This is a genomic window from Flavobacterium notoginsengisoli (genome assembly GCF_014207905.1).
GTDB lineage: Bacteria > Bacteroidota > Bacteroidia > Flavobacteriales > Flavobacteriaceae > Flavobacterium > Flavobacterium notoginsengisoli_A.
The window spans coordinates 694676-718550 of sequence record NZ_JACHLB010000001.1 but is presented as its reverse complement, the minus strand read 5'-3'; the positions used below and the strand labels follow the sequence as shown (position 1 = coordinate 718550).

At 33.9% G+C, this 23875-nt stretch carries 22 protein-coding genes and 1 pseudogene; 8 read left to right on the top strand and 15 right to left on the bottom strand.

From position 1 onward, the window contains the following. Positions 1-75: 75 nt before the first annotated feature. From HNP35_RS03080 to HNP35_RS03025, 12 genes are all read right to left on the bottom strand, one after another. Positions 76-1521, bottom strand: a complete 1446-nt coding sequence (locus HNP35_RS03080) for a DUF2252 domain-containing protein (RefSeq protein ID WP_246453313.1) — start codon at positions 1519-1521, stop codon at positions 76-78. Beyond that, the gene (locus HNP35_RS03075) at positions 1488-2891 is read right to left on the bottom strand and encodes a DUF1254 domain-containing protein (protein WP_184158564.1); all 1404 of its coding nucleotides are present in this window, start codon (positions 2889-2891) and stop codon (positions 1488-1490) included. The genes HNP35_RS03080 and HNP35_RS03075 overlap by 34 nt, the downstream gene beginning before the upstream one ends. A 24-nt stretch (positions 2892-2915) precedes the next feature. Continuing rightward, positions 2916-4391, bottom strand: a complete 1476-nt coding sequence (locus HNP35_RS03070) for a DUF1254 domain-containing protein (protein ID WP_184158565.1) — start codon at positions 4389-4391, stop codon at positions 2916-2918. Between the two features lie 24 nt (positions 4392-4415). Next, positions 4416-5699: a DUF1214 domain-containing protein gene (locus HNP35_RS03065; RefSeq protein ID WP_184158567.1), complete on the bottom strand. Its 1284-nt coding sequence runs from the start codon at positions 5697-5699 to the stop codon at positions 4416-4418. Between the two features lie 12 nt (positions 5700-5711). Beyond that, on the bottom strand, positions 5712-6515 hold the full coding sequence (locus HNP35_RS03060) for a hypothetical protein (protein ID WP_184158569.1): 804 nt from the start codon (positions 6513-6515) through the stop codon (positions 5712-5714). Between the two features lie 71 nt (positions 6516-6586). Then, positions 6587-7600, bottom strand: a complete 1014-nt coding sequence (locus tag HNP35_RS03055; RefSeq protein WP_184158571.1) for an HAD family hydrolase — start codon at positions 7598-7600, stop codon at positions 6587-6589. A gap of 59 nt (positions 7601-7659) precedes the next feature. Continuing rightward, on the bottom strand, positions 7660-9342 hold the full coding sequence (locus tag HNP35_RS03050) for an arylsulfatase (RefSeq protein WP_184158573.1): 1683 nt from the start codon (positions 9340-9342) through the stop codon (positions 7660-7662). A 540-nt stretch (positions 9343-9882) separates the two neighbouring features. Further along, entirely contained in the window at positions 9883-11316 is a 1434-nt protein-coding gene (gene pyk, locus HNP35_RS03045) for a pyruvate kinase (protein WP_184158575.1), read from the bottom strand. Positions 11317-11321: 5 nt separating this feature from the next. Then, positions 11322-11810, bottom strand: a complete 489-nt coding sequence (locus tag HNP35_RS03040) for an IPExxxVDY family protein (RefSeq protein WP_184158577.1) — start codon at positions 11808-11810, stop codon at positions 11322-11324. A 125-nt stretch (positions 11811-11935) separates the two neighbouring features. Continuing rightward, positions 11936-12676, bottom strand: coding sequence for a ribonuclease III (gene rnc, locus HNP35_RS03035; RefSeq protein ID WP_184158579.1), 741 nt, complete (start codon positions 12674-12676; stop codon positions 11936-11938). Positions 12677-12685: 9 nt separating this feature from the next. After that, positions 12686-13939, bottom strand: coding sequence for a beta-ketoacyl-ACP synthase II (gene fabF / locus HNP35_RS03030; RefSeq protein ID WP_184158581.1), 1254 nt, complete (start codon positions 13937-13939; stop codon positions 12686-12688). Positions 13940-14176: 237 nt separating this feature from the next. Further along, positions 14177-14413, bottom strand: coding sequence for an acyl carrier protein (locus tag HNP35_RS03025; RefSeq protein WP_007137004.1), 237 nt, complete (start codon positions 14411-14413; stop codon positions 14177-14179). 175 nt (positions 14414-14588) lie between these two features. On the opposite strand from HNP35_RS03025, the gene purN reads away from it, so the two are divergent. From purN to rnhA, 3 genes are read left to right on the top strand one after another with little or no spacing between them, the layout of a single operon-like run. Then, positions 14589-15152 carry a phosphoribosylglycinamide formyltransferase gene (purN, locus tag HNP35_RS03020; protein WP_184158583.1) on the top strand — a complete coding sequence of 188 codons (564 nt, stop codon included), beginning with the start codon at positions 14589-14591 and terminating at the stop codon, positions 15150-15152. Between the two features lie 4 nt (positions 15153-15156). Next, positions 15157-15762: a hypothetical protein gene (locus HNP35_RS03015; RefSeq protein ID WP_184158585.1), complete on the top strand. Its 606-nt coding sequence runs from the start codon at positions 15157-15159 to the stop codon at positions 15760-15762. Positions 15763-15764: 2 nt separating this feature from the next. Then, entirely contained in the window at positions 15765-16241 is a 477-nt protein-coding gene (rnhA, locus tag HNP35_RS03010) for a ribonuclease HI (RefSeq protein ID WP_184158587.1), read from the top strand. A 50-nt stretch (positions 16242-16291) separates the two neighbouring features. Here rnhA and HNP35_RS03005 read toward each other — a convergent pair whose 3' ends face one another. After that, on the bottom strand, positions 16292-16642 hold the full coding sequence (locus HNP35_RS03005; RefSeq protein ID WP_184158589.1) for a DUF6249 domain-containing protein: 351 nt from the start codon (positions 16640-16642) through the stop codon (positions 16292-16294). Positions 16643-16916: 274 nt separating this feature from the next. Here HNP35_RS03005 and HNP35_RS03000 point away from each other — a divergent pair, with 274 nt between their 5' ends. From HNP35_RS03000 to HNP35_RS02985, 4 genes are all read left to right on the top strand, one after another. Continuing rightward, entirely contained in the window at positions 16917-17504 is a 588-nt protein-coding gene (locus tag HNP35_RS03000; RefSeq protein ID WP_184158591.1) for an RNA polymerase sigma factor, read from the top strand. Next, complete coding sequence (locus tag HNP35_RS02995; RefSeq protein WP_184158593.1) at positions 17488-17883, top strand: hypothetical protein; 396 nt, start codon at positions 17488-17490, stop codon at positions 17881-17883. Before HNP35_RS03000 ends, HNP35_RS02995 begins: the two co-directional genes overlap by 17 nt. Positions 17884-18089: 206 nt before the next feature. Then, positions 18090-19013, top strand: a complete 924-nt coding sequence (locus HNP35_RS02990; protein WP_091490398.1) for a PfkB family carbohydrate kinase — start codon at positions 18090-18092, stop codon at positions 19011-19013. Between the two features lie 82 nt (positions 19014-19095). Continuing rightward, entirely contained in the window at positions 19096-20994 is a 1899-nt protein-coding gene (locus tag HNP35_RS02985; protein WP_184158595.1) for an amidophosphoribosyltransferase, read from the top strand. Positions 20995-21601: 607 nt separating this feature from the next. Here HNP35_RS02985 and HNP35_RS02980 read toward each other — a convergent pair. Next, positions 21602-22213, bottom strand: a complete 612-nt coding sequence (locus tag HNP35_RS02980; protein ID WP_132987705.1) for a superoxide dismutase — start codon at positions 22211-22213, stop codon at positions 21602-21604. A gap of 140 nt (positions 22214-22353) precedes the next feature. Then, positions 22354-23031 (bottom strand): aminoacyl-tRNA hydrolase, encoded by a 678-nt coding sequence (gene pth / locus HNP35_RS02975; RefSeq protein ID WP_184158597.1) that lies wholly within the window; start codon positions 23029-23031, stop codon positions 22354-22356. A gap of 235 nt (positions 23032-23266) precedes the next feature. Between pth and HNP35_RS02970 the strand changes: the two are divergent. Further along, positions 23267-23875 (top strand): annotated as a pseudogene (locus HNP35_RS02970) (hypothetical protein); the annotation flags it as partial.

Genomic DNA, 23875 nt, shown 5'->3' with positions numbered 1-23875 from the left:
ACTCTCAAGACTTGTACTTGTTATTTACCTTGCAAGACTACAGAACGTCTTGCACCTCTTTTAATTCCTCAAAAATTATATTTCTGCCGAAATAGGCAATCTTCCTTCTTTTACAGCCTCGACCATTTTATTATAATCGAGTTCATTTTGGTGTGCATAGGAAATTGAGAATTTTGAGATTGCATTTGCAAATTCATTATTATTCCCAATATAACCTGACAGCATCGACGGATCTCCAGATCGCGCATGAGCCCGTGCAAGCGCCCAACCACAGGCTTTGGCATAATCTGCCATGTTTTCTACTTTCATGATTTCGATGACAGGTTTTATCTTAGCATCACGAAGCTGACGGATATAAAAATATCTTCCCCTATCATCGTTAGTCCATCCTAAAAACATATCCGAAGCCGACTGCATTAACTTTTGTCCCATTACAATACGCTCGCCTTGATGACTGTATTTTGGTTTGTTTTTTACATTCGGTTCCAAAACGCTTTGTCTGGCTTCTTTAAATTGTAAAAAAATAGGTTCTCCCGTTGCCGACATCAATAAACTTATACCGCAAAGCGTTCCGACACTTCCTACACCTACAACTTTTATAGCAAAATCGTGCATAGTGTAACGGCTTAGCAAAACTTGCTTATCTTCTGGAAGCGATTCTACATATCGCTTATGAATAAGCTTGGCTTCTCTTAACGTATAATTTTCATCGGTCCCTGACGGATGATAAATCAATGGTGGATCATCTTTTATCTTTGCCCGAACTCCATCGAGATAGGTCATTTTTGCAAACTCTTTTTCATGAGCTGTAGATTCTGCTGCTTTTTTTATTCGCTTCTGCTGAAACTCTTTTAATTCTTCATCTTTACCTAATTCAATAAGCTGAGCCAGATCAAGATCTGCATACCAAATTTGAAGTGCCGATAATTTACTGTATTCCAGCATATGTCTTTTGTAACTATCTGCTACATGCCAGGCAAATTCTTTACAATCTTTATTGGAAAATTTTCTCCATTTTCCAGCAATGGCAAAACTTACGGCGAGCCTTTTTACATCCCATTCCCAAGGGCCATGAAAAGTTTCATCAAAATCATTGATATCAAAAACCAGTTTACGTTCTGGAGTTGCAAATCCGCCGAAATTCATTAGATGACAATCTCCGCAAAGCTGTAATTGCATTCCCGTATTGGGAGTCTTGGCTAAATCTGCGGCCATAATCGCTGCAGCACCTCTATAAAATGCAAAAGGCGACTCGATCATTCTTCTGTATCGAATTGGAAGTAAATCTTCAATTCGTCCGATACTTGTTTTAATTAAAACAGCAATTGGGTCTTCTCGATCTTCTGGCGCCGTCCATTCCTGATGTGAAGAACGAGGCACTGTTTTTCTGATCGCTGCGCCTTTGTCGTAACGTTCTGCTTTTGATGCTAATGGATCAAAAAAATTATCGGTACTATTTGCTGTTTTTTCGGACATCTGTAGCGACTTTACTTCACAAGTTCTGGTTGTGGTGCTTTCCATGCGCCACTTATCAAAGACTCTTTAGGACCATAAACCCTAATTAAATAATAAAATGCTTCTTTTGGAGCCGGAAGCCAATTGGACTCTTTTCCTTTAGGAGCTTCATTTTGAATATAAATAATCAGATCTCCATTTGGTTCGTATTTCAATCCTGATGTTCGGTCTCCAATTGAGTATCTGTTAATTGGATTTTCAACCAAATAACGTGATGGAAGATTATACAACGTAATACTCCAAAAATATTGAGCCGGAGGCGTTTGCCCTTTTGGGAAACGAATAATGTATTTATTCTGCCCAGAAAGAATGTTTTTGTCCTTATCTGTTCTTGTCCCAATATAAATGGCTTCTTCTTTAGTATTACCAAACAACCCTGCTGCCGCGCCAAGAGCTCTGTTGGTATAATTTCCGTTAAGATCTTGTCTTGTTCCAAACAAAAAGGTTGCATTGGTCAGTTTATTTGCACCATCTTCGAGTTCTTTGCTTGCTTCCTGAACTCCCTCGTCAATTGCTTTTAAGACTTCCGGAGTATAACTTTTGGGGTCAAACTCTTTCCCAGAAACAATTCCAATTCTCGCAAATTTTGCCAGCAAATCTTTCTCTACAGGATTTGGAGAAGTATATTGAAGTAGATTATTGGTTAATCCGATGAACTTTGAAGAACCTAAATCTGCACGATCAAAACCGGCGAAAGGCAGTGCAAAATCTTTGTGTGGAGGTGCTGCTGTCTTTGTAAACTCATGAAACGGCATCAGTTTATACTGTGCTTGTATTTTTTTTACGTTTTCAATATCTCCCGAAGCCATTTTTAGTTCGGTACGTCCTAACAATGTTACCAAATAGGTTTCAGACTGAATTACCTCCATGATTCCTGCTGGCTTTTCGCCTTTCCAGTCTGGTCCTGCAATTAAATATTTTCCAGCTTTATCTCCAGTTGTACGGCTTCCGATGTACGCAAAATTATAGGTGTACAAATCAACAAACTGAAAAGAGTAATATCGATCTTTAATTGCTGGCACTTCCAAAACGACAGGTTCATCTTTAAGATTTAAAGTTGCCCAGGAATAAGGTGTATCATTATTTGGTGTAACTACTGCTGTATCTGCTGCTGTAAAAATTTTATCATAATGTCTAAACTTATTAAACCCTCCCGCATAATCAGAATAGGTTTTATCTAAGGCATACAAATGCATTGTTCGATAATTCATTGCCATCGAAAAAGCATAAGTCCAAGCTTCTTTTGCAATTGCTTTGGCTGAATCTGGATATTGTGTAATCGAAGTTGTTGTGGTTACTTTTATATCTTCGGTTTCTTTCTTTTTACAAGAAAAAATAGCTACAAAAACTAATGCTAAAAAAAGTAATTTTTTCATCTTAATTGATTTTAAATGATCTTTCTATTTCACTTCTTTGATATCATCCATTTTCCAGCTTTTATCAAAATAAGCAGCCGTTGGACCGTAGAAACGCATATAAGTAAACCAGTGTTTTCCTGGTAAAGTCTGCACCCAGTTTTTCTCTTTTCCCGCTGGAGCTTTTGGTCCGAAATACAAATCGACCGAACCATCGCTATTTTTGATTAAGTCTTTACGAGAAGACAAATCAGCATTTTTCTGCGGATTATCAATCAAACAACGTGTTGCAGAATCATAAATCGTAATTGACCAGAAATTAACCGCAGGCGGATTTGCCGGAATATTTAAAGTATAGTTTTTAGCACCGTCTAACCAATTTCCATTATTATCAAAATAAGCGCCTAAATAAGCTTGGCCTACGTTTGGTATTTTGGTCATCATCGCTTTTGAGTAAGTAACCGCTTCATAGAAATAAGATGATCTTTCGAAAAACTCATCATAATTGGCTGTCCTTTGCGAAGGATCTGAAAGAATCATAACATAATCCCATTTTTTATCTGGCCAATGTTTTACATCTGCAAAACGCTTACTAAAAGAATTAGCAATTGCCATTTGTTCTCCTTTTTTGGCAGCTTCGATTAAAATCTTTTTTTGACGTTCGTCTGGAGCAAAAGGTTTTCCTTTTTCAATACCCAAATTTTTTAGCCAAGCCATAAAAAAACGGTCACGGTCTTCAACCGGCTCATCTTGCAAAATAGCATGAAGACGTTCCCAATATTTAATTCCCGACGGTTGGATTCCGTACCAATTTTTATCAGCAGGCGGGCTTACTATTTTAGTTGGAGTCGGATTTGCTCTTTGGGCGTAAGGATATATTTTTACTTTTTTTACCAATTCTTCTGTTACTTTTGGATCTGGGTCTAATGTTCTAAATCCAAAAAACATATTTACTGTAGCACATGGAATTATATAATATCCATCTGCTTTAAAATCTTTTAAAGTTGGCGGTACTAGAACATATTTTCCGCCTTTTCCTTTATCAGGGCCCATTTCGCCAATTGTGGCTTGTTCTCTCTGCCAGAAATCACCAAGTCCTCCGGCAGTTTTTCCAGCGGGCATTTCGATAACAGTTGGGCCATTTGCCTTTAAATCTATAAATGACATGACATAGGGAGTTGTGGCGTTTGCCGTTAAAATTCCTAATCTGTCATGATAAGTGTTATACAATACAAGATCATTGCTTGTGGCATTGAATGTTTTATAATGTTGTTGCTGCCATTCGGCGAAAGCCACAATTGGAAGCCCCCATAAATAAGATTGTGTTGCCTGTTGTAAATCCATTTCGTCAAACAATGCCGAAATAGATTCTTTTGAAGGCAAATCTCCATCCATTTTTATATCAGAACTAGATGGTGTAGCAGTTTCTGCTGTATCTGAATTTTTGATTGTTGATTCTTTACATCCATACGTAAGAATCAATGCAAAAAAGACGGAAATAAATAAGTATCGATTTTTCATGAGTCTGATTTTATTTATAGGGAATTATTTTATCTGTTCAATTGGTGCAGGAAACCATTGTCCATCAAGAACTGGTTTCTTAGAAACATACATTCTCATTGTTAAAGCAAAACCTTTTCCTGCCGGAGTTGGCAACCAATTGCTTTCAATAGCATTTTTAGGCAATGAAGATGCCAACCAAATGCTCAGAGAACCGTCGGGGTTTTTCTTTAGTCCAGAAACATTATTAAGATTATATCTTTTTAGTTTATTATCGACTACTCTATAATCTGGAACGCTGTATAAAGTAATAGACCAAAATGCATTTACAAAAGCATCTGGCAATTGGTCTTTGGCGAATTTAATTTCGTAGACTTTATCTCCGCTTAAAAGTTCTTTATTGCTGTCTGTAAGTCCAACAAAATAAATGGCTTCCTCAATTTGATTTGCCCATAAACCTCCATAATTAATAATATCTCTGGCCATAATATCATCGCCAAATTTTCCCGCAACATACGATACAGACCATCCTCCTTTTTGAGTTCCAAAACCTTTTGCTCCAGCTAAAAATGCAGGTATTGCTTTTGTTTTAACAACTTCATCAACATGTGCTTTTGTCTTTTCATCTGTTTTAGCATAAACACCAACAATAATTGCTTTTTCTTGATATTCTTTTGCCTTTGGCATAACATCAGGATAAGAATTCAGCACTTCTTCTACTTTATCAAATATTTCACCTGCAATTGGCGCTTTTGGGCTAAAATCAGGAATTGTTATTGGTGGAGCGATTTTGATTCCATCTGGAACAGTAAAAGTAAATTGCTCTTGAAGTTTTTTGGCTGTAGCCGAAGTTCCTTTAAGTTCAACTCTTGCCAGCATTTTAGCTTTTTCAGATGGCAATTCAATTTTAACAGCACCCGAAGGAATAGTTGGATTTGAGCCTTTTAAAACCAATGCAAATTTTCCATAAGGCGTTTTCGGAAAATTACGCTCATTGATATTTACAATAACTTCTCCCCAGCCATCTAATATTTGTGCGGTATAATAACGTCCTTCTATTTTAGGCACATTTAATTTTACAAACTGTGCTGATCCCAGCGGATTATATTTGATCTTATTATAACCAACTTTTTCTACATTTATATCATGATTTTCCTGCTGAATTACAAGATATCTTCCATATAAATAAGTATAAGCATCTATAATATCTTGATCTGTTGGAGATGAATTACTTTCTGCTGCTGCAGGCGAAGCTTCTACCGTTGATTTTTCTTTTTTACAACTGATAAAAAACAAACTTATGACGATAATAAAAAGTACTTTTTTCATGAATTCACTTTTTTAAGATCCTGGAAAGACAAAAGCAACAACCGCTCTTAATCCCCAATCTGGTTTTATGGCTTGATGTCCGACAATAGGAATTAAGGGCTGTACAGAAAATTGAACAATCTGATCTCCAAATTTGGTAATTCCTCCCATCATTGGATTGAGAGAAATTAAGGTTGTATTGGCTTCCCAATTTTGGGTAATTTCTGCGTTGACTCCCCAGTTTGCACCACTTTTATAACTATGAGACATAAATATCTGTGTATAAAAGCTATTAAAATCCGCACGTTCTGATGCTCCTGCAACAGACCAGATTTGATTGGCAATAAAACCAACCGACAAACCTTTTCCCTGATGCATTACTAATACACTTGGTCCAACACCAAATTTTTCTGTTCCCAGTAATTTGTCTGTTGCTGTGGGTACTAAAAATGCGGGACCAATTCCGTAGATGATTTTTTCGCTTTTTGGAGCAAAAAAAGCCGTAACAGTAGCATCACTCAGACCAAATTCGTGTGTATTCAATCCTGTAATATTTCTTTGATCTACAACAGGAAGAATCCAGCGGCTTATTAAATTTAAGTTGTCACTTAATTTGAAGGGAATAACTGGCTGTACATTAATAGTGTATTTTACACCATTATAAGGGCCAATTCCATAATTCAAATTATTCTGAAGCGGCACACTGATCAAACTTGCTACAGGGTTCGCTAATTTATCTGCAAGCTCTTGCGCGCTGTTTCCAGGTTTTTCTTCTTGTGCAGAAATTGTAAAATGAACTGATAACAGCAGCATTATTACGAGGAAAGAATATTTCATACGACTTCATTTTATTGATTAAAAACAACTCAAATCTATAATCGTCAATCTGCAAACAATCCTTTAGATCATTAGTCCGCAAAAACTTTCTTCCAATCGTCTTTCATATTGATGACATGGTACTTGTTTTTTGCTGCTGTACTAAGTGATAAATTATCTTTTTCCTGATAATTAAATTCTCTAATCGAATCGTTGTGATTTACCAGCATTTGAAAAGATGGATATTTACTGCCTTGAGAATATTTCAGCATGGCAAGATCTCCTCCTGCGCCTTCATTTCCGCAGGCAAAAACAGGACGTTGCCCGATATGAAGTTGTATGCCTACAGGTTTTGCTTCTTTATCATTAAAAAGATCCAAAGCCGGTTCTCTCATCACTACATTTTTAGCAGGATCATATTTATACTTAAATGAAGTTCCAACCACTTGTTCTTTCGGAATACCATAAAAATCTTCAGAGATGCCTCTAACTACTTCGATCGTTCCTCCAGTTACAATAAATGTTTTAAATCCGTTGGCACGCAAGTAGTTTAACAATTCCAATTGCGGCTGATAGCGTATATTTTTTAATGCTGTTTCTTTTCCTGGAATTTTCGCATCTTTAAAAAATTCGGTAACCGAAGTTTCAAATTCATCTTCAGACATTCCGGTATGAGTAGAAGCTACCAATTCGATAAGCGCTTTGTCTCCACCCTTTTCAAAATAGCTTTTATCTTTTTCTAATACTGCTTTAAAAGGTTGCTTTTGAGCTAAAGCAGGATTGGCTTCAACCATTTTTTTTACTCGGTAAAAAGCAAATAATTCCTGAACTAAAGGTTTTTCGGCCCAAAGTGTCCCATCATTATCAAAAGTGGCAATTCTGTTATTTACCGGAATAAAATCTGGACTTCCTTCTTTGGTTACCTTTTCAACATAAGCTATAATGTCTTTTTTTAAAGCGCCATCATTCCAACTTGGTAACGGATCACCATTTACAGTTGTTTCGGCTTGTTTTGTTTCTGTCGTAGTTGTAGTTGCTGGTTCTGATTTTTTACAAGAAACTAAAAATAAAACGACAGCTGATAAAATAAATATTCTTTTCTTCATGGTGATTTTATTTTATGGAAGAGATTCAGACCAAACAGCCTGAGTCTCTTATAGGATTATTATTTTTTCTTTTTGGCCGATTCTTGAGCTTCTTCTTTTACTTTAGGCAATACATTTTTTTCAACATATTGTTTTGTTTTAATATCTTTTATGGCTTCTTCCATAATAGTATAAGCTGAGAAACTTGGCGGAATTGATCTAGGCGGATATTCTTTAAATGTTTCGGCAAAAACAACTACATCTTGTATGGCACCATACATAGAACCTACATGATTCATCTGCCAGTCCCAAAATGTATTTGAAGTGATATCTGCTCTTTCAAAAGGATCTTGAAACAGATTGAATGTTTTTTGCAAACGTAATTTCGTAAAGGGTTCTGCCCAAACTCCCATTGTACCTTCTAAACGCTGCTCTGCAAAAACGTATTTATAATCTCCTTCTCTCAACGCGACCAAGAGACCATCATCGTCTGTGTAGAAAAATTTATCTCTCGCACTTTTTTTCGTTTTACCGCGTAAAAATTCGCTTTGATCATAACCGTCTAAATGCACTTTATAGTTTTTGCCATTAGCTGTATAACCTGTCAGTAGTTTTTTAGTCAAATCTGGCTCACCAGCTATAGAAGCTAAAGTTGGCATCCAGTCATTATGACTCATTAATTCAGTAGTTACAGTTCCTGGTTTAATAACTCCAGGCCAACGTACAATACATGGTACACGGAAAGCTCCTTCCCAGTTCGTGTTTTTTTCTGAACGAAATGGCGTCATTGCACCATCTGGCCATGTATTCATATGAGGACCATTATCTGTAGAATACACGACTATAGTATTATCAGCAATTCCTAAATCATCTAAGATTTTTAAAATACTTCCAATAGTTTCATCATGTTCGATCATACCGTCAATATATTCGCTGTCGCCATGAGTATATCTTCCTCTGTGTTCTGCTCTAACATGTGTTCTGAAATGCATACGAGTTGAATTAAACCAGCAGAAAAATGGTTTTCCAGCAGCATTTTGTCTTTTTATAAAATCAATTGCAGCTGCAGATGTTTCGTCATCTACAGTTTCCATTCTTTTTTTAGTTAATGCGCCTGTATCTTCAATTTTTTGTTTTCCTACTCTTCCAAAACGAGGGTCAGTTGTCGGATCGTCAACATTGGTTGCAGTACATTTTAGAACTCCTCTTGGTCCAAATTTTTTCAAGTATTCAGGATCTTTAGGGTAATCTGGCAATTCTGGTTCTTCTTCTGCATTTAAGTGATACAGATTTCCAAAAAATTCATCAAAACCATTTACTGTTGGCAAGCTTTCGTTACGATCACCAACGTGGTTTTTACCAAATTGTCCTGTTACATAGCCAAGGTTTTTCATTATTCCTCCTATAGAAGGATCTAACTGGCTCATTCCCATTGGTGCACCAGGAAAGCCAACTTTTGTTAATCCGGTTCTCAGACCATGCTGTCCTGTTAAAAATGCCGCACGTCCCGCTGTACAGCTCTGTTCTCCATAATAATGTAAGAACCGTAATCCTTCATTCGCAAGTCGATCAATATTAGGTGTTGTGAAACCCATAAGTCCATCACTATAAGCACTTATATTGGTTGTACCGATATCATCTCCCCAGATAATCAAAATATTAGGTTTCTTGCTCTGAGCCGTAACAGAAACTCCTGCAAAAAACAGTAGTGTAAATACCATTATAGTATTTATAAATCCGCATTTTAATTTGATTTGTTTCATGATAATAAAAATTCGTTAATGATTCTTGTTATATGTATGAGATCGTAAATCCAAAAAAACAAATGGGAAATTATGGGTAAGCTTTCGAAAAATATCTCTTAATTAAAGTTTCATTTTTCTATATGTTTCAAATTCATTTTGAATTAAAATCTGAAACAAAATATTTTTTAACTTTTTTTTAAGTGACTCAAAATTAACTAATAAAAAAGCGAACAACAGTATTTATTCGGCATGAGCTTGTTTCATATTATAAAATGAAACAACAAAAATTTAGAATTTGCACCAAAATGTTTCATTTTACAAAATGAAACACAGTAAATATGCAGGAAAATAGCTCTAATTGTTTTTTTAGATAAACTTGTATTAAAAACTATTTAAAGTATGTTTTATGGCAAAACGGAATGGAAATTTCTAAATAGTTGATCAAATGAAACCTGATTTATTATAATTTAAACTTGAAATAATAATTAAAAAAGTATTAAAACAAAAAAAGGGCTGTCTTTTAAGACAGCCCTTTTCGAAATATTGTATAAAGAAATATTAGTCGATTTGAGATACTCTCATTGTATTAACCATTCCTTTTTCTTTAATTGGCATTGCAGCAAGATTGATTAAATAATCTCCTTTTTGTGCATATCCTTTTTCAACTGCAATTTGATTTACATCTGTTACAGTATCATCTGTACTTTCGTCATTATCATAGTAGAAAGATTTAACTCCCCATAATAAGTTCAATTGTGTTAAGATTCTTCTGTTTGAAGTAAATACTAAAATATGAGCTGTAGATGGTCTCCAAGCTGAAATTTGGAAAGCTGTATAACCGCTGTTTGTTAAAGTACAAATTGCTTTAGCTTCAATTTCGTTAGCTAATAAAGCTGCTTGGTGACAAACTGTTTTAGTTACAAAACGGTTTGTTTTAATTTGTGGCGTATTTTGAGGTACCTGAATAAGTGGTGAATTCTCAACAGCCTCACAAATTTGTGCCATTCTTTGAATTACTTGAACTGGGTAATTTCCAGTTGCAGTTTCTCCAGACAACATTACAGCATCTGCTCCGTCCATTACTGAGTTAGCAACGTCATTTACCTCTGCTCTTGTTGGAGTTAAACTTGTAATCATTGTTTCCATCATTTGTGTAGCAACGATAACAGGAATTCTAGCAGTTTTTGCTCTTCTGATCAAATCTTTTTGTACCAATGGCACTTCGTGAGCAGGAAGCTCAACACCAAGATCTCCACGAGCAACCATTAAACCGTCGCAATATGCTACAATTTTATCCATATTCTCAAGAGCTTCTGGCATTTCAATTTTAGCTACGATTGGAATTTTAACCTCAGAATGTTTAGCGATTAATTCTTGTAAATCTTGTAAATCGCGAGGAGTTTTCACGAATGAAAGTGCGATCCAGTCTACTTTTTGCTCGATTGCGAAAATCGCATCAGCAATATCTTTTTCAGTTAAAGCTGGTAAAGAAATTTTTGTGTTTGGAAGATTAACCCCTTTTTTAGATTTTAATTCTCCTCCTTGAATAACTTTAGCAACAACTTCTGTTTTTTTATCTGTTGAAACAATTTCGAAAATAAGTTTACCGTCGTCAAGCAAAATGCGCTCTCCTGCGTTAACATCATTTGGGAAATTTTGATATTTCATGAACACTCTTTTTGATGTTCCGATAATATCTTCTGCAGTTGTAAAAGTAATTTCATCACCATCATTTACAACAGTTCCTTCTTCCATTACACCAACTCTAAGTTTTGGTCCTTGCAAATCTCCTAAGATTGCTGTAGTGTAACCAAACTCTTCGTTTAGGCCTCTGATGATATTAATCTTTTCTTTTACTCCTTCGTAATCTGCATGCGAAAAATTGATTCTAAACACATTAACACCTGCTTCGATCATATCTTTAATGATCTCTCTTGTACTACAAGCGGGGCCAAGTGTAGCAACAATTTTGGTTTTCTTGTTTGTTAGCATTTTTTTTAAAAAATTAGATTGTTTTTTGATTTTATATTGTCCGTATCAACAGCATAAATTGCTGCAATACTTTCGATTGTTTTTAATTTTTGTTGAATTTCTGAAAAATCAAGCGCCTCTTCGCTATTATCAATTTTCAGGAAAAAATCGACTTTTTTAAATTCAGGAAGTAAATGAATTGTTGTCGAAACCTCACTTGTTTCATTAGAAAACAAATTCTGAAAATCATTTGTACTCACCGAAATGATTTCATTTTTATTCTGAATTAAATTCCAGGAAACAGCTTTTTCTTCATCATAATAATAGAATCTGGAAAAATTTGCTTCACCTTCCTTAGTTTGAGCATGGATCTCGTTTTTGCTCTTACTTAAGTTTATCGGAAGGATTTTATTGATAAAATAGGCTAATCTATAATCTTCTAATGAAGTATGAATTGCCATTAAATAATAATCAATTTCGTCAAATTCGTCTAAATCCAATTTATGAATAGCCATGTCTTGAAAAATCAAGTTGTAAATATACTATTTCTAAACGGAGCATCAACAGTTATGACATGCTTGTTTTGTTAAATTATAAACGAAAACGATGTAGCCTTGTGATACTTACAACATTTTTGCAGCTATTTCTTGTCAATTTTTTCTTGAAACGCAAAATAAGCTCTTTGTGATGCTTTTTCTTCAGCTTTCTTTTTAGAAGTTGCTCTCGCTCTTGCAACAACTTTATCATCAATACTAAGCTTTACACCAAATAAACGCTGTCCGTCTATTCCGTTATCTTCAAAAATGTCATAATGAAAAACTCTTTTTTCTTTTTGGCACCATTCAATAACAAGACTTTTATAACTTATAACTTTACCCTCCAATCGAGCAATATCAACATAAGGTGTAACCACTCTTTTCTCGATAAATTTCTCGCAAAAAGTATATCCCTTATCAAGGTAAATTGCTCCAATTAAAGATTCAAAAATATTACCGTGAATGTTTTCTCCAAAATGTTGAATTGGCACTTTACTCTCTACAAATTGCACTAAATTCAAATCCTTTCCTAATTCGTTCAAATGCTCACGGCTTACAATTTTTGAACGCATTTTGGTTAAATAACCTTCGTCGCCATTTGGAGCTTTATTAAATAAATGTGCAGCAATGACAGCACTTAACATAGCATCTCCTAAAAATTCTAATCGCTCATAATTAATAGGCTGGCCATTTTGATCTAACTTATTAGACGAGCGATGTGTAAATGCTCTTCTATAAAAATCAATGTTTGTTGGCTGAAAACCAAGAATTTTCTGAATAGTGTCAAAAAAAATCCCGTCTTCTAGAGAACGGGATTTAGAAAATATTTTTTTGATAATATTCATATACAGAAATTAGTCAGCTAATTTTTTAAACAATACGCAAGCATTGTGTCCACCAAAACCAAATGTATTACTCATAGCAACATTTACCTCTCTTTTTTGAGGTTTGTTTAAAGTAAGGTTTAAAGATGGATCAATATTTTCGTCAACTACTGTATGGTTAATCGTTGGAGGAACAATCCCGTGTTGCATTGCTAAAATAGAAGCAATTGCTTCAATAGCACCAGCAGCACCAAGTAAGTGTCCTGTCATTGATTTTGTTGAATTGATATTGATATTTTTAGCATGATCACCAAAAACTGCACTGATCGCTTTTAACTCAGCAACATCTCCTAATGGAGTCGAAGTTCCGTGAGTGTTAATATGGTCAACTTGATCTGGAGTCATTCCTGCATCTCTTAAAGTATTTTCCATTACTGCAATTACTCCAATTCCTTCTGGATGTGGTGCTGTTAAATGGTAAGCATCAGATGACATTCCGCCACCGCCAATTTCGCAATAGATTTTTGCACCTCTTGCTTTAGCGTGTTCGTAATCTTCAAGAACCAAAGCTCCTGCTCCTTCTCCTAAAACAAAACCATCTCTAGTTGCGTCAAAAGGTCTTGAAGCTGTTTCTGGACTTTCGTTTCTTGTAGATAAAGCGTGCATTGAGCTGAAACCACCCATACCTGCAATTGTTACAGCAGCTTCAGAACCACCAGAAACAATAACATCACACATTCCTAAACGAATGTAGTTGAAAGCATCGATTAATGCATTTGCAGAAGACGCACAAGCAGAAACCGTAGTATAATTTGGTCCCATATAACCATTACGCATAGAAATATGCGCAGGAGCAATATCGGCAATCATTTTTGGAATAAAGAACGGATTAAACTTTGGAGTTCCATCACCTTTTGCATAATACAATACCTCTTCTTGGAAAGTTTCTAAACCTCCAATTCCTGCTCCCCAGATAACACCAACTCTTTGTTTGTTTACGTTATCATTTGTAATTCCAGCATCTTTAATAGCTTCATCACTAGCAGCAATAGCGTATTGTGCAAATTTATCTAATCTACGAGATTCCTTGCGATCCATGTAATCTTCAATATTGAAGTTTTTCACTTCGCAGGCAAATTTCGTTTTATGCTTTTCTGTATCATAATATGTTATAGGAGCCGCTCCGCTAACCCCATTCACAAGTGCATCCCAATATTCTTGGATATTATTCCCGATAGGAGTAAGTGCACCTAATCCTGTTACAACAACTCGCCTTAATGCCATAAATATGTGTTTTGTACTTTAAACAAATAAAACCCACGCTTTCTTAACTATTTGTTACGTAAGAGCCATGGGAATTACAATATAAATATATCTTTTTGATTGAAAATCAATCGAACTTTTAAATTTAAAAAAATAATAACACCCGATTTTAAAAATTCCAATTTTTCAAAAAACAAATTCCAATTTTGGGATTTGGAAATTTAAATTTGGAATTTTTAAAAATCGGGTGTGGTATTATTATTTTTTAGCTTCCTCGATATAAGAAATAGCTTGACCAACAGTAGCAATGTTTTCTGCTTGATCGTCTGGAATTTGAATATCAAATTCTTTTTCGAATTCCATAATAAGCTCAACAGTGTCTAATGAGTCAGCTCCCAAATCATTAGTGAAGCTTGCTTCTGTTACAACTTCGTTTTCGTCAACACCTAATTTGTCTACGATAATCGCTTTTACTCTTGATGCAATGTCTGACATAATCTTTAATTTTAGAATTTAATTTGTTGGCAAAAATAAAAAACTTTATTTTAAAACAACTATTTAGTTTATAAATGTAACACTAATTTATAAAATTAATTTCAAGAAAGGTCTTTCAAAGCTATTTATTTTCGATTTTTATTCCGTTTTTTGCAGTCTCAAAACACACAACTTTATGAAAAAAATTATCGTTTTTGCCTCAGGATCAGGAACTAACGCAGAGAACATTATAAAATACTTTTCGAATATCGAAATTGCAAAGGTGGTTTCTGTTTTTACAAATAATGCTTCGGCAAAAGTGATCGAAAGAGCAAAAAATCATCAAATTCCTGTCGAAATCTTCTCAAAAAACGAACTTTTAGAGCGTAATGTCTTACAAAAAATACAAAAAATCGACCCGGATTTGATAGTTCTTGCTGGTTTTCTTTTAAAATTTCCTGAGAACATAATTGAACAGTATCCAAATAAAATAATAAACATTCATCCAGCGCTTTTACCTAATTATGGAGGCAAAGGAATGTACGGAATGCACATTCATAGAGCAATTGTAAATAACAAGGAAAAAGAGACTGGAATCTCCATTCATTATGTAAATGAAAACTATGATGAAGGAGCAATTATTTTTCAGGCAAATGTGGCATTAACGGATGAAGATACTCCAGAAACAGTTGCAGAGAAGATTCATGAATTGGAACAAAAACATTTTCCAGAGGTTATTCATAGAATATTAGGGGAATAATTTCATGAGAAAAATTATCCTTACCTTAATATCATTTATAATCTTTTCTAATTTTTATGCACAAGAAAAATTAGAAATAAAGAGAATTGGATTTTCTATAGATATTCCACAAAAATGGATTTTTACCAGCAATGAAGAGGTGTTGAAAAATCTGGATAATTATAATTTTACAGATAAACAGTTAGAGACTTTATTAAAATCTACTAATGCTTCTATAGGTTTAGCAACATTAGTTAAATATGATCCTAAAACTTATCCTGGAATAATTCCGACAATAAAAATTAGAACACAAGAGGTTAAAACAAAAAACATTCAAGAATTTGCAAGTCAGCTTAAACAATCTGGCGAAGACCTAAAAAAAACATTGAATGATTTTAAGTACATTGACACGCCTTCTGTTGTAGAGATTTCAGGAAAAAAAGTCGTCAAGTTTTCGGTTCAGTTTCGTCTCAAACAAGAAAATAACTCTTTTAATATATGTAGCAGAAGTTATTATATACTTAAAAACGGTTACTATATTTCTTTAAACTTTATAGAAGAAATTGGCAAAGAAGATAACAGTTTGCTTTTTGAAGATCTTATAAAAACAATTTCATTGACAGATAAATAATAATGAATCACGAAGTACATATATATACAGATGGCGCGGCAAAAGGAAATCCTGGCAATGGGGGTTACGGAGTAGTCATGGAATTGGTTGGCACTCCTTATAAAAAAGAATTCTATGAAGGTTTTCGTTTGACTACAAATAATAGAATGGAACTTTTGGCAGTAATTGTTGGTTTAGAAAAACTGAAAAACCCAAACATGAAAGTGCTTATAGTTTCAGATTCTAAATATGTCGTAGATTCAGTCGAAAAAAAATGGGTTTTCGGCTGGGAAAAAAAAGGCTATAAGGATAAAAAAAATCCAGATTTATGGAAACGTTTTTTAATCGCATACAGAAAACATCAAGTAGATTTTAAATGGATAAAAGGTCACAACAATCATCCACAAAACGAACGTTGTGATCAATTGGCCGTTATGGCATCACAACAGCCGAAACTTTCTGTAGATGTTTATTACGAGACCATCGGATCTAAAGAATAAAAAAAACGCATCAACTATTTGATGCGTTTTTCTTTTCTAACTTAAAGCTCTTATTCTTCTTTGTCTAAATCTTTTGCCGTTTTAAATCCGATCAAAAGTCCGATACCTGCCATTATAAAAATAATTGAAGGATATACAGCTCCATCATTAAGAGAAGTATAGGTTGTGATTATTAAGGCAAGAAAAATTCCAACACCGCTTCCTATTAATAGAAAAGCTAGATTTACAACAAAAATTTTCCAAGCCGAACTTCCCTTTGTTCTTCCTTTTAAAAATATACTGGCATCTGCCCCTTTTTCTATAAGAGCTAAACGTTCTCTATTTCTTGTTGAGTAAAAAAGATAGACAATCCCAAATATCATTGCGAAAAGACTAAACGGTACTAAAACTTGTGGTCCCATAATTTTTATGTTTTTATAATTGATTGATACTCCATAGGACGACACCTTTTAAATTGAGGTTACAAGATTCTAAAAAAAATTTCAATTTTTAAATTCCAAATTCCAAAACTTACTGATAATCAATTAATTTTGAATAAGCAATAATTTGTAAACTCTAAACTTTGACAAAGTTCACGCTATAATATATGTATAGCTCAAAATTGGAATTTGGAATTTTTGAATTTTTATTTCATTTCACTGTAACCTAAAACAACAAACTGTCGTCCTATATAATATGAGTACAATGAATGATCAACATTATATCGATAGAATTCTGCAGGGCGAGACAAATTTGTTTGCCGTGCTGGTTGATCGTTATAAGGATATGATTTTTACATTGTCGCTCAAAATGGTTAAAAACAGAGAAGAAGCTGAAGAAGCCGCACAAGATACTTTTATTAAGGTATTTAATTCTTTAAATAAGTTTAAAGGCGATTCTAAATTTTCAACATGGATTTATAAAATCTCCTATAATAATTGTTTAGATCGTTTGAAGAAAAACAAAAAAGAAGATTTAAATATTTCTATAGATGAATTTTCATCGCATTTGGTCAAAACAATGGACAATGCTTTGAGCGCTTTGGAAGATAAAGAACGAAAGCAGGCAATTCAAAATTGCTTAAATTTGTTACCAAGAGAAGATAATTTTCTGCTGACTTTATTTTATTTTGAAGATCAGAATTTAGAGGAAATTGGAAAAATAATGAACCTAAACTCTAATAACGTAAAAGTCAAATTGTTTAGAAGCCGACAAAAATTAGCCGTTATTTTAAAAAAGCAGTTAGAACCCGAAATAGTAGAGTATTATGAAAGAGGAAGATAAAAACTTAGAAAATCTTATTGAGAAAATGATGGCCGAAAACACTTTGCAATCGCCATCTGCTGACTTTACTTCAAATTTAATGTCGCAAATTCTTGTTGCCGAAAAAGCAAAAATCAAACCTTACAAACCTTTGATTTCTATTACAACATGGGTTTTTATTGGAGTTGCTTTGGCTATTTTAATTGTTTATAATGTGTTTTTTGCAGGAACTCAAAATAATTTAGAAATAGGAAAATCGTACACAGATAAAATTTCTGCGGTTATTTCTGGAATCCATATTTCAAAAACCTTATTGTATGCTATTTTAATTGTACCTTTTATGGCATTGGTTCAAATTGGTGTTTTAAAGAATTATTTTGATAAGAAGTTCAACTTGTAAAATATTCGCAATTATTTTCGAAAAACTTGCAGATTAATTCTGAAAAACCTATTTTGACCTTCATTAAAAACAGTTTTTAACCTATTCATTTACAGTAATTTCAATCACAAATCGTTCTCTTTTTTTTAAGAAAATTTTGAGACTCTAAACCGTTGCAAGATTGTAACTTATGAAGTATCTTTGCACCCTAATTCGAAATTCATAAAATGAATAAACTATTGATTGTTGGAACAGTTGCTTTCGACGCGATTGAAACTCCTTTCGGAAAAACAGATAAAATTTTAGGTGGTGCTGCAACCTACATCGGATTATCAGCGTCATTTTTTAACTTACAATCGGCTATTGTTTCTGTAGTTGGAGACGATTTTCCTCAAGAACATTTAGATCTTTTAACTTCAAAAAATATCGATATCTCTGGTATCGAAATTGTAAAAGGAGGAAAAACTTTTTTCTGGAGCGGTTTATACCACAACGATTTGAATTCTAGAGACACTCTTGTAACGGAGTTGAATGTTTTAGCTGATTTTCAGCCAAAAGTTCCTCAAAACTATAAAGATGCTGATGTTGTGATGTTAGGAAACTTACATCCGTTAGTACAAAGCAGTGTTTTAGACCAAATGGAGAAAAAACCAAAATTAGTTGTTTTAGATACAATGAACTTTTGGATGGATTGCGCTCTTCCAGAATTATTAGACGTTATTAAACGTGTAGATGTTATTACAATCAATGACGAAGAAGCAAGACAACTTTCTGGTGAATATTCATTAGTAAAAGCAGCTGCTAAAATCCAAGATATGGGACCAAAATATGTGGTGATCAAAAAAGGAGAACACGGAGCGCTTTTATTCCACAATAGAGAAGTATTCTTTGCACCAGCTTTACCATTAGAAGAAGTTTTCGATCCAACAGGAGCGGGAGATACTTTTGCAGGTGGTTTTTCTGGATTTATTGCGCAAAGCGAAAACATTTCTTTTGGAAACATGAAGAATGCAATTATTTACGGTTCAAATTTAGCTTCGTTCTGCGTGGAGAAATTTGGAACCGAAAGGATGGAAAATTTAAGCAAAGCCGAAGTAGCGATTCGATTACAGCAATTTAAGTCGTTAACTCAGTTTGACATAGAAATATAATGCCTAAGAGCCTCGATAAAACGGGGCTTTTTTATTACGTTAATACACACAACTTACAACAACACACAAATAACAAAAAACAATGAGCGACGCTTTAAAACACGAATGTGGTATAGCCTTAGTTAGACTACTAAAACCGCTTGAATATTATAAAGAAAAATACGGAACTGCATTTTACGGAATTCAGAAAATGTATTTAATGATGGAAAAACAGCACAACCGTGGACAAGACGGTGCTGGTTTTGCAAGTATTAAATTGGATGTTGATCCTGGACAACGCTACATAAGCAGAGTTCGTTCAAATCACTCACAGCCAATACAAGACGTTTTTAAACAAATCAATGAAAGAATCAGCGAAGAGTTAAAAGCAAATCCAGAAATTGGTGATGATATTAATAAAATCAAATCTGAAATTCCATATGTTGGAGAATTGTTTCTAGGACACGTTCGTTATGGAACTTTCGGAAAAAACAGCATCGAAAGTGTTCACCCATTTTTACGTCAAAGTAACTGGATGCACCGTAATTTGATTTTAGCCGGAAACTTTAATATGACAAATGTTAAAGAACTTTTCGAAAACCTTGTTGAACTTGGACAGCACCCTAAAGAAATGGCTGATACGGTTACTGTAATGGAAAAAATTGGTCACTTCTTAGATAAAGAAGTAATGCAATTGTACCAAGACTGTAAAGCTGAAGGATATTCTAAAAGAAATGCTTCTCCAGTAATTGCAGAACGTTTAGATATCGCAAAAATCTTAGCTCGTTCGGCTAAAAACTTAGATGGAGGTTATGCAATGGCTGGATTATTAGGTCATGGCGACGCATTTGTTTTTAGAGACCCAGCAGGAATTCGTCCAGCATACTTTTATCAAGATGACGAAGTAGTAGTTGTTGCTTCTGAAAGACCAGTTATTCAAACTGTATTTAATGTACCTTTTGAAAGCGTTCAGGAAATTGACCCAGGAAACGCCTTGATTATCAAGAAAAACGGAAGAGTTACCATGAATCAGATTTTGGAACCAACTGTTAAAAAAGCATGTTCGTTTGAAAGAATCTATTTCTCAAGAGGAAGTGATGCTGAAATCTATCAAGAGCGTAAAGACTTAGGTAAATTAATTTTGCCAGCCGTTCTTAAAGCAATTGATAGCGACACAGATAACACTGTTTTCTCTTATATTCCAAATACAGCAGAAACTTCATTTTATGGTTTGGTTGAAGCTGCTCAGGATTTCTTGAATCAGAGAAAGAACAATTATATTTTAGAAAATAGAAATACACTTACTGCTGAAACACTTCAGGAACTTTTAGCTGTAAAAATACGTACAGAGAAAGTTGCAATTAAAGATGCTAAGCTAAGAACCTTTATTACAGAAGACAGCAGCCGTGACGATTTAGTGGCTCACGTTTATGATGTTACTTACGGCGTAATCAAACCAGAAGATAATTTGGTTATTATCGATGACAGTATCGTTCGTGGTACTACATTGAAAATGAGCATCATTAAAATGATGGATCGTTTAAAACCAAAACGTATTGTAATTGTTTCATCAGCACCACAAATTCGTTATCCGGATTGTTACGGAATTGATATGGCGAAATTAGAAGGTTTAGTTGCTTTTAGAGCAGCACTTGCTTTATTAAAAGAAAGAAATCTTTACCATATTGTAGACGAAGTTTATGCAAAATGTAAAGCTCAAGAAAATTTTGCAGATAAAGATGTTGTAAATTATGTAACAGAAATTTACAGCCAATTTACAGATGAAGAGATTTCAGATAAAATTGCAGAAATGTTAAGCTCTCCAGAGATCAATGCTGAAGTGAAAATCATTTTCCAAACAGTAGAAGATCTTCATAAAGCGTGTCCTAAAAATTTAGGGGATTGGTACTTCACTGGAGATTATCCTACTCCTGGTGGAAATCGAGTTGTAAACCGTGCTTTTATGAATTTTTACGAAGGAAAAGACGCTAGAGCTTATTAAAAAAGTATTAATAAAAGGTTAATTTGTGCATTTCATCGGTTTTTTTTGCCGTTCATCCTGTTTGTTTGGTAAAATTGAAAAGCAATGATACTTTTGAGATACCATAACATTAGTAGGTTAAGTTTATGGTAGATTTGGGGCAAAAAAGGTGGAAGAGATTCCACCTTTTTTATTTTAACTTTTTTAGAAAAGAAAATAAAAAATGAACCATTTCATACAAGAGAACTATTTATAATCTTTATCGTACATCCCTCATTATAGACTCTTTAGGCTATTTTATCCAAATTTTTCCTTTAAAAGGACAGCCTAATAAATTATAATCCATTTATCGGATATTAATACATTTCATCTGAATTTTTTTCTACTCGAAATATCCTTCACTACTTTTACTAAACCATAACATTAGTAGGTTAAGTTTATGGTAGATTTGGGGCAAAAAAGGTGGAAGAGATTCCACCTTTTTTATTTTTCTTTTTTTTAGAGGGAATAGATAAAAGAAAATAGAACAAAGATTATAGATAAAATGTATAGATAAAATGTATAGATAAAAAAAAAGACGAGAACCTTTCGGCACTCGTCTTTTGTCTTTATTCTTTACTCTATTTTCTTATTTATCTAAAGCAAATCTTCTTGCAACTTCTGTCCAGTTAATTACACTAAAGAAAGCTTCAATATAATCTGGTCTTCTGTTTTGGTAGTTTAAGTAGTAAGCGTGCTCCCAAACGTCCATTCCTAAGATTGGAGTTCCACCGTGACCAGCAACTTCTGGCATTAATGGATTATCTTGATTTGGAGTACCTACAACTTCTAATTTCCCTCCTTTTTGAACTGTCAACCAAGCCCATCCAGAACCGAATTGTGTTGCACCAGCTTTAGCAAATTTTGCTTTAAATTCTTCGAAAGTTCCGAAAGAAGCTTCGATAGCTGCTAATAAATCTCCTGTTGGTAATCCTCCTCCATTTGGAGACATTACAGTCCAGAATAAATTGTGGTTGTAGAAACCTCCACCATTGTTACGAACTGCTGCATTTGATTTATCTAAGTTGATTAAGATATTTTCGATTGTTTTTCCTTCTAAATCTGTTCCTGCAATTGCTGCATTTAGATTTGTAGTATACGCATTATGATGCTTAGTATGGTGAATTTCCATTGTACGCGCATCAATATGTGGTTCTAATGCATCGTATGCATAAGGTAATTGTGGTAATTCAAAAGCCATGATATTTCTAATTTTTATGGTTTATAATAATTTATTCCAAATTTAGACATTTAACTTTGGAATTGAAAATACTATTTCGTTATAATTCAATTAAATTAACTGATAATTTATTTTTTTATTAGATAAACAACTGTAAATCTTTATTTTCCATTAAAAGTTGTCATTGTATTTTCTAAACCTGCCGTTCCAAAAGTTCTAATAATTTCTGAAGAAATTTCTAAACGTTCTGTTAGTTTTGCTTCTTCTTCAGCATTCCACTCTCCTAAAACGTAATCTACCTGTTGTCCTTTTTTAAATTGATCGCTTATACCAAATCTATAACGAGTATAGTTTTGTGTATTTAAAACCAAATTGATGTTTTTTAGTCCATTGTGGCCACCGTCGCTTCCTTTTGGCTTAATTCTAATTGTCCCGAAAGAAAGATTTAAATCGTCAGTAATTACGAGAATATTTTCTAATGGAATATTTTCTTTATCCATCCAGTATTTTACCGCTTTCCCACTAAGATTCATATATGTATTTGGCTTAAGCAGAAAAAATGTTCTGCCTTTGAATTTATATTCAGCCAAAGCACCCAATTTCACGGTTTCGAACGAAAGTCCTTCTTTTTTAGCTAAAAAGTCTAACACTTTAAATCCGATATTGTGTCTTGTGTTTACATATTCGGCGCCAATATTTCCCAATCCTACGATTAAATATTTTTTACTCACGCTTTTTATATTGTTTTGTTGGTGTTCATGTACCTCCAGTTTCGTATTGTCTTCTATCTTCTCTTCTTTTCGTGTTGATGAAAACAGTTTTGTTATCCATTTTATCATCTGGCAAAAATAATATTAATTACACAATTAACTTCTTTAACATCTTACAATTTTGCTTCTGTCTTTTATTAAAAACAATGAAAATAATATCTAAAAACGAACAAAAAAAACACAAATATCTAAAAATCAAAACCTTAAAAAAAAACCTTAAAATACTAGTTTAAAAACTTGCAGTAGCAAAAGAATCTTGAGTTTGAACAGAAATTTGCAAAAAATTTAAACGATAATTTCTACTATGAAACACAAATTATTAATATTGTTTTTTATTCTAGGATCTTATACCGTTTTTTCGCAAGTTGTGGTTGGAAAAGTAACTCCCACATCTGAATCTTCTCAATTAGAAGTTTATGCTAAAAACAAAGGTGTATTGATTCCTAGGATAGCACTTACAGGAAGTCGCGATGAAACCACAATGTATAATGGTAATATAAATAGTCTGTTAGTATTCAATACTGCTACTGTTTCAGATATTACGCCTGGATATTACTACTGGCACATTGATAAGTGGCACAGAATGGCTGCTGCCGATGAGATTAAGGCCATTTCTAAAATTACCATCAATCCCGATACTGGTGATATAATCGTTAAGTATATTGACGGAACAACCGATAACGCAGGTAATGTAAAAGGTTCAAAAGGAGACAAAGGTGATACTGGAACCGGAATCTCTTCTACCGCTATCGACCCAGCGACAGGAAACCTAATAATTACCTACACCGACGGAAGAACATTTGATGCAGGAAAAGTAAAAGGCGACACTGGTGCGAAAGGCGAAACCGGCGCGAAAGGTGATACAGGAACAGGAATCTCTTCTACCGCTATCGACCCAGCGACAGGAAACCTA

What these genes read in the sequence shown, in the direction of transcription:
- HNP35_RS03050 (WP_184158573.1), bottom strand. Translation starts at nt 9,342, where the DNA reads ATGAAACAAATCAAATTAAAATGCGGATTTATAAATACTATAATGGTA.
- HNP35_RS02980 (WP_132987705.1), bottom strand. Translation starts at nt 22,213, where the DNA reads ATGGCTTTTGAATTACCACAATTACCTTATGCATACGATGCATTAGAA.
- HNP35_RS03005 (WP_184158589.1), bottom strand. Translation starts at nt 16,642, where the DNA reads ATGGGACCACAAGTTTTAGTACCGTTTAGTCTTTTCGCAATGATATTT.
- HNP35_RS03060 (WP_184158569.1), bottom strand. Translation starts at nt 6,515, where the DNA reads ATGAAATATTCTTTCCTCGTAATAATGCTGCTGTTATCAGTTCATTTT.
- rnhA (WP_184158587.1), top strand. Translation starts at nt 15,765, where the DNA reads ATGAATCACGAAGTACATATATATACAGATGGCGCGGCAAAAGGAAAT.
- pyk (WP_184158575.1), bottom strand. Translation starts at nt 11,316, where the DNA reads ATGCTAACAAACAAGAAAACCAAAATTGTTGCTACACTTGGCCCCGCT.
- HNP35_RS03055 (WP_184158571.1), bottom strand. Translation starts at nt 7,600, where the DNA reads ATGAAGAAAAGAATATTTATTTTATCAGCTGTCGTTTTATTTTTAGTT.
- HNP35_RS03070 (WP_184158565.1), bottom strand. Translation starts at nt 4,391, where the DNA reads ATGAAAAATCGATACTTATTTATTTCCGTCTTTTTTGCATTGATTCTT.
- HNP35_RS03025 (WP_007137004.1), bottom strand. Translation starts at nt 14,413, where the DNA reads ATGTCAGACATTGCATCAAGAGTAAAAGCGATTATCGTAGACAAATTA.
- HNP35_RS02990 (WP_091490398.1), top strand. Translation starts at nt 18,090, where the DNA reads ATGAATAAACTATTGATTGTTGGAACAGTTGCTTTCGACGCGATTGAA.
- rnc (WP_184158579.1), bottom strand. Translation starts at nt 12,676, where the DNA reads ATGAATATTATCAAAAAAATATTTTCTAAATCCCGTTCTCTAGAAGAC.
- HNP35_RS03000 (WP_184158591.1), top strand. Translation starts at nt 16,917, where the DNA reads ATGAGTACAATGAATGATCAACATTATATCGATAGAATTCTGCAGGGC.
- HNP35_RS03080 (WP_246453313.1), bottom strand. Translation starts at nt 1,521, where the DNA reads ATGGAAAGCACCACAACCAGAACTTGTGAAGTAAAGTCGCTACAGATG.
- HNP35_RS03015 (WP_184158585.1), top strand. Translation starts at nt 15,157, where the DNA reads ATGAGAAAAATTATCCTTACCTTAATATCATTTATAATCTTTTCTAAT.
- purN (WP_184158583.1), top strand. Translation starts at nt 14,589, where the DNA reads ATGAAAAAAATTATCGTTTTTGCCTCAGGATCAGGAACTAACGCAGAG.
- HNP35_RS02985 (WP_184158595.1), top strand. Translation starts at nt 19,096, where the DNA reads ATGAGCGACGCTTTAAAACACGAATGTGGTATAGCCTTAGTTAGACTA.
- pth (WP_184158597.1), bottom strand. Translation starts at nt 23,031, where the DNA reads ATGATAAAATGGATAACAAAACTGTTTTCATCAACACGAAAAGAAGAG.
- HNP35_RS03065 (WP_184158567.1), bottom strand. Translation starts at nt 5,699, where the DNA reads ATGAAAAAAGTACTTTTTATTATCGTCATAAGTTTGTTTTTTATCAGT.
- HNP35_RS02995 (WP_184158593.1), top strand. Translation starts at nt 17,488, where the DNA reads ATGAAAGAGGAAGATAAAAACTTAGAAAATCTTATTGAGAAAATGATG.
- fabF (WP_184158581.1), bottom strand. Translation starts at nt 13,939, where the DNA reads ATGGCATTAAGGCGAGTTGTTGTAACAGGATTAGGTGCACTTACTCCT.
- HNP35_RS03040 (WP_184158577.1), bottom strand. Translation starts at nt 11,810, where the DNA reads ATGGCTATTCATAAATTGGATTTAGACGAATTTGACGAAATTGATTAT.
- HNP35_RS03075 (WP_184158564.1), bottom strand. Translation starts at nt 2,891, where the DNA reads ATGAAAAAATTACTTTTTTTAGCATTAGTTTTTGTAGCTATTTTTTCT.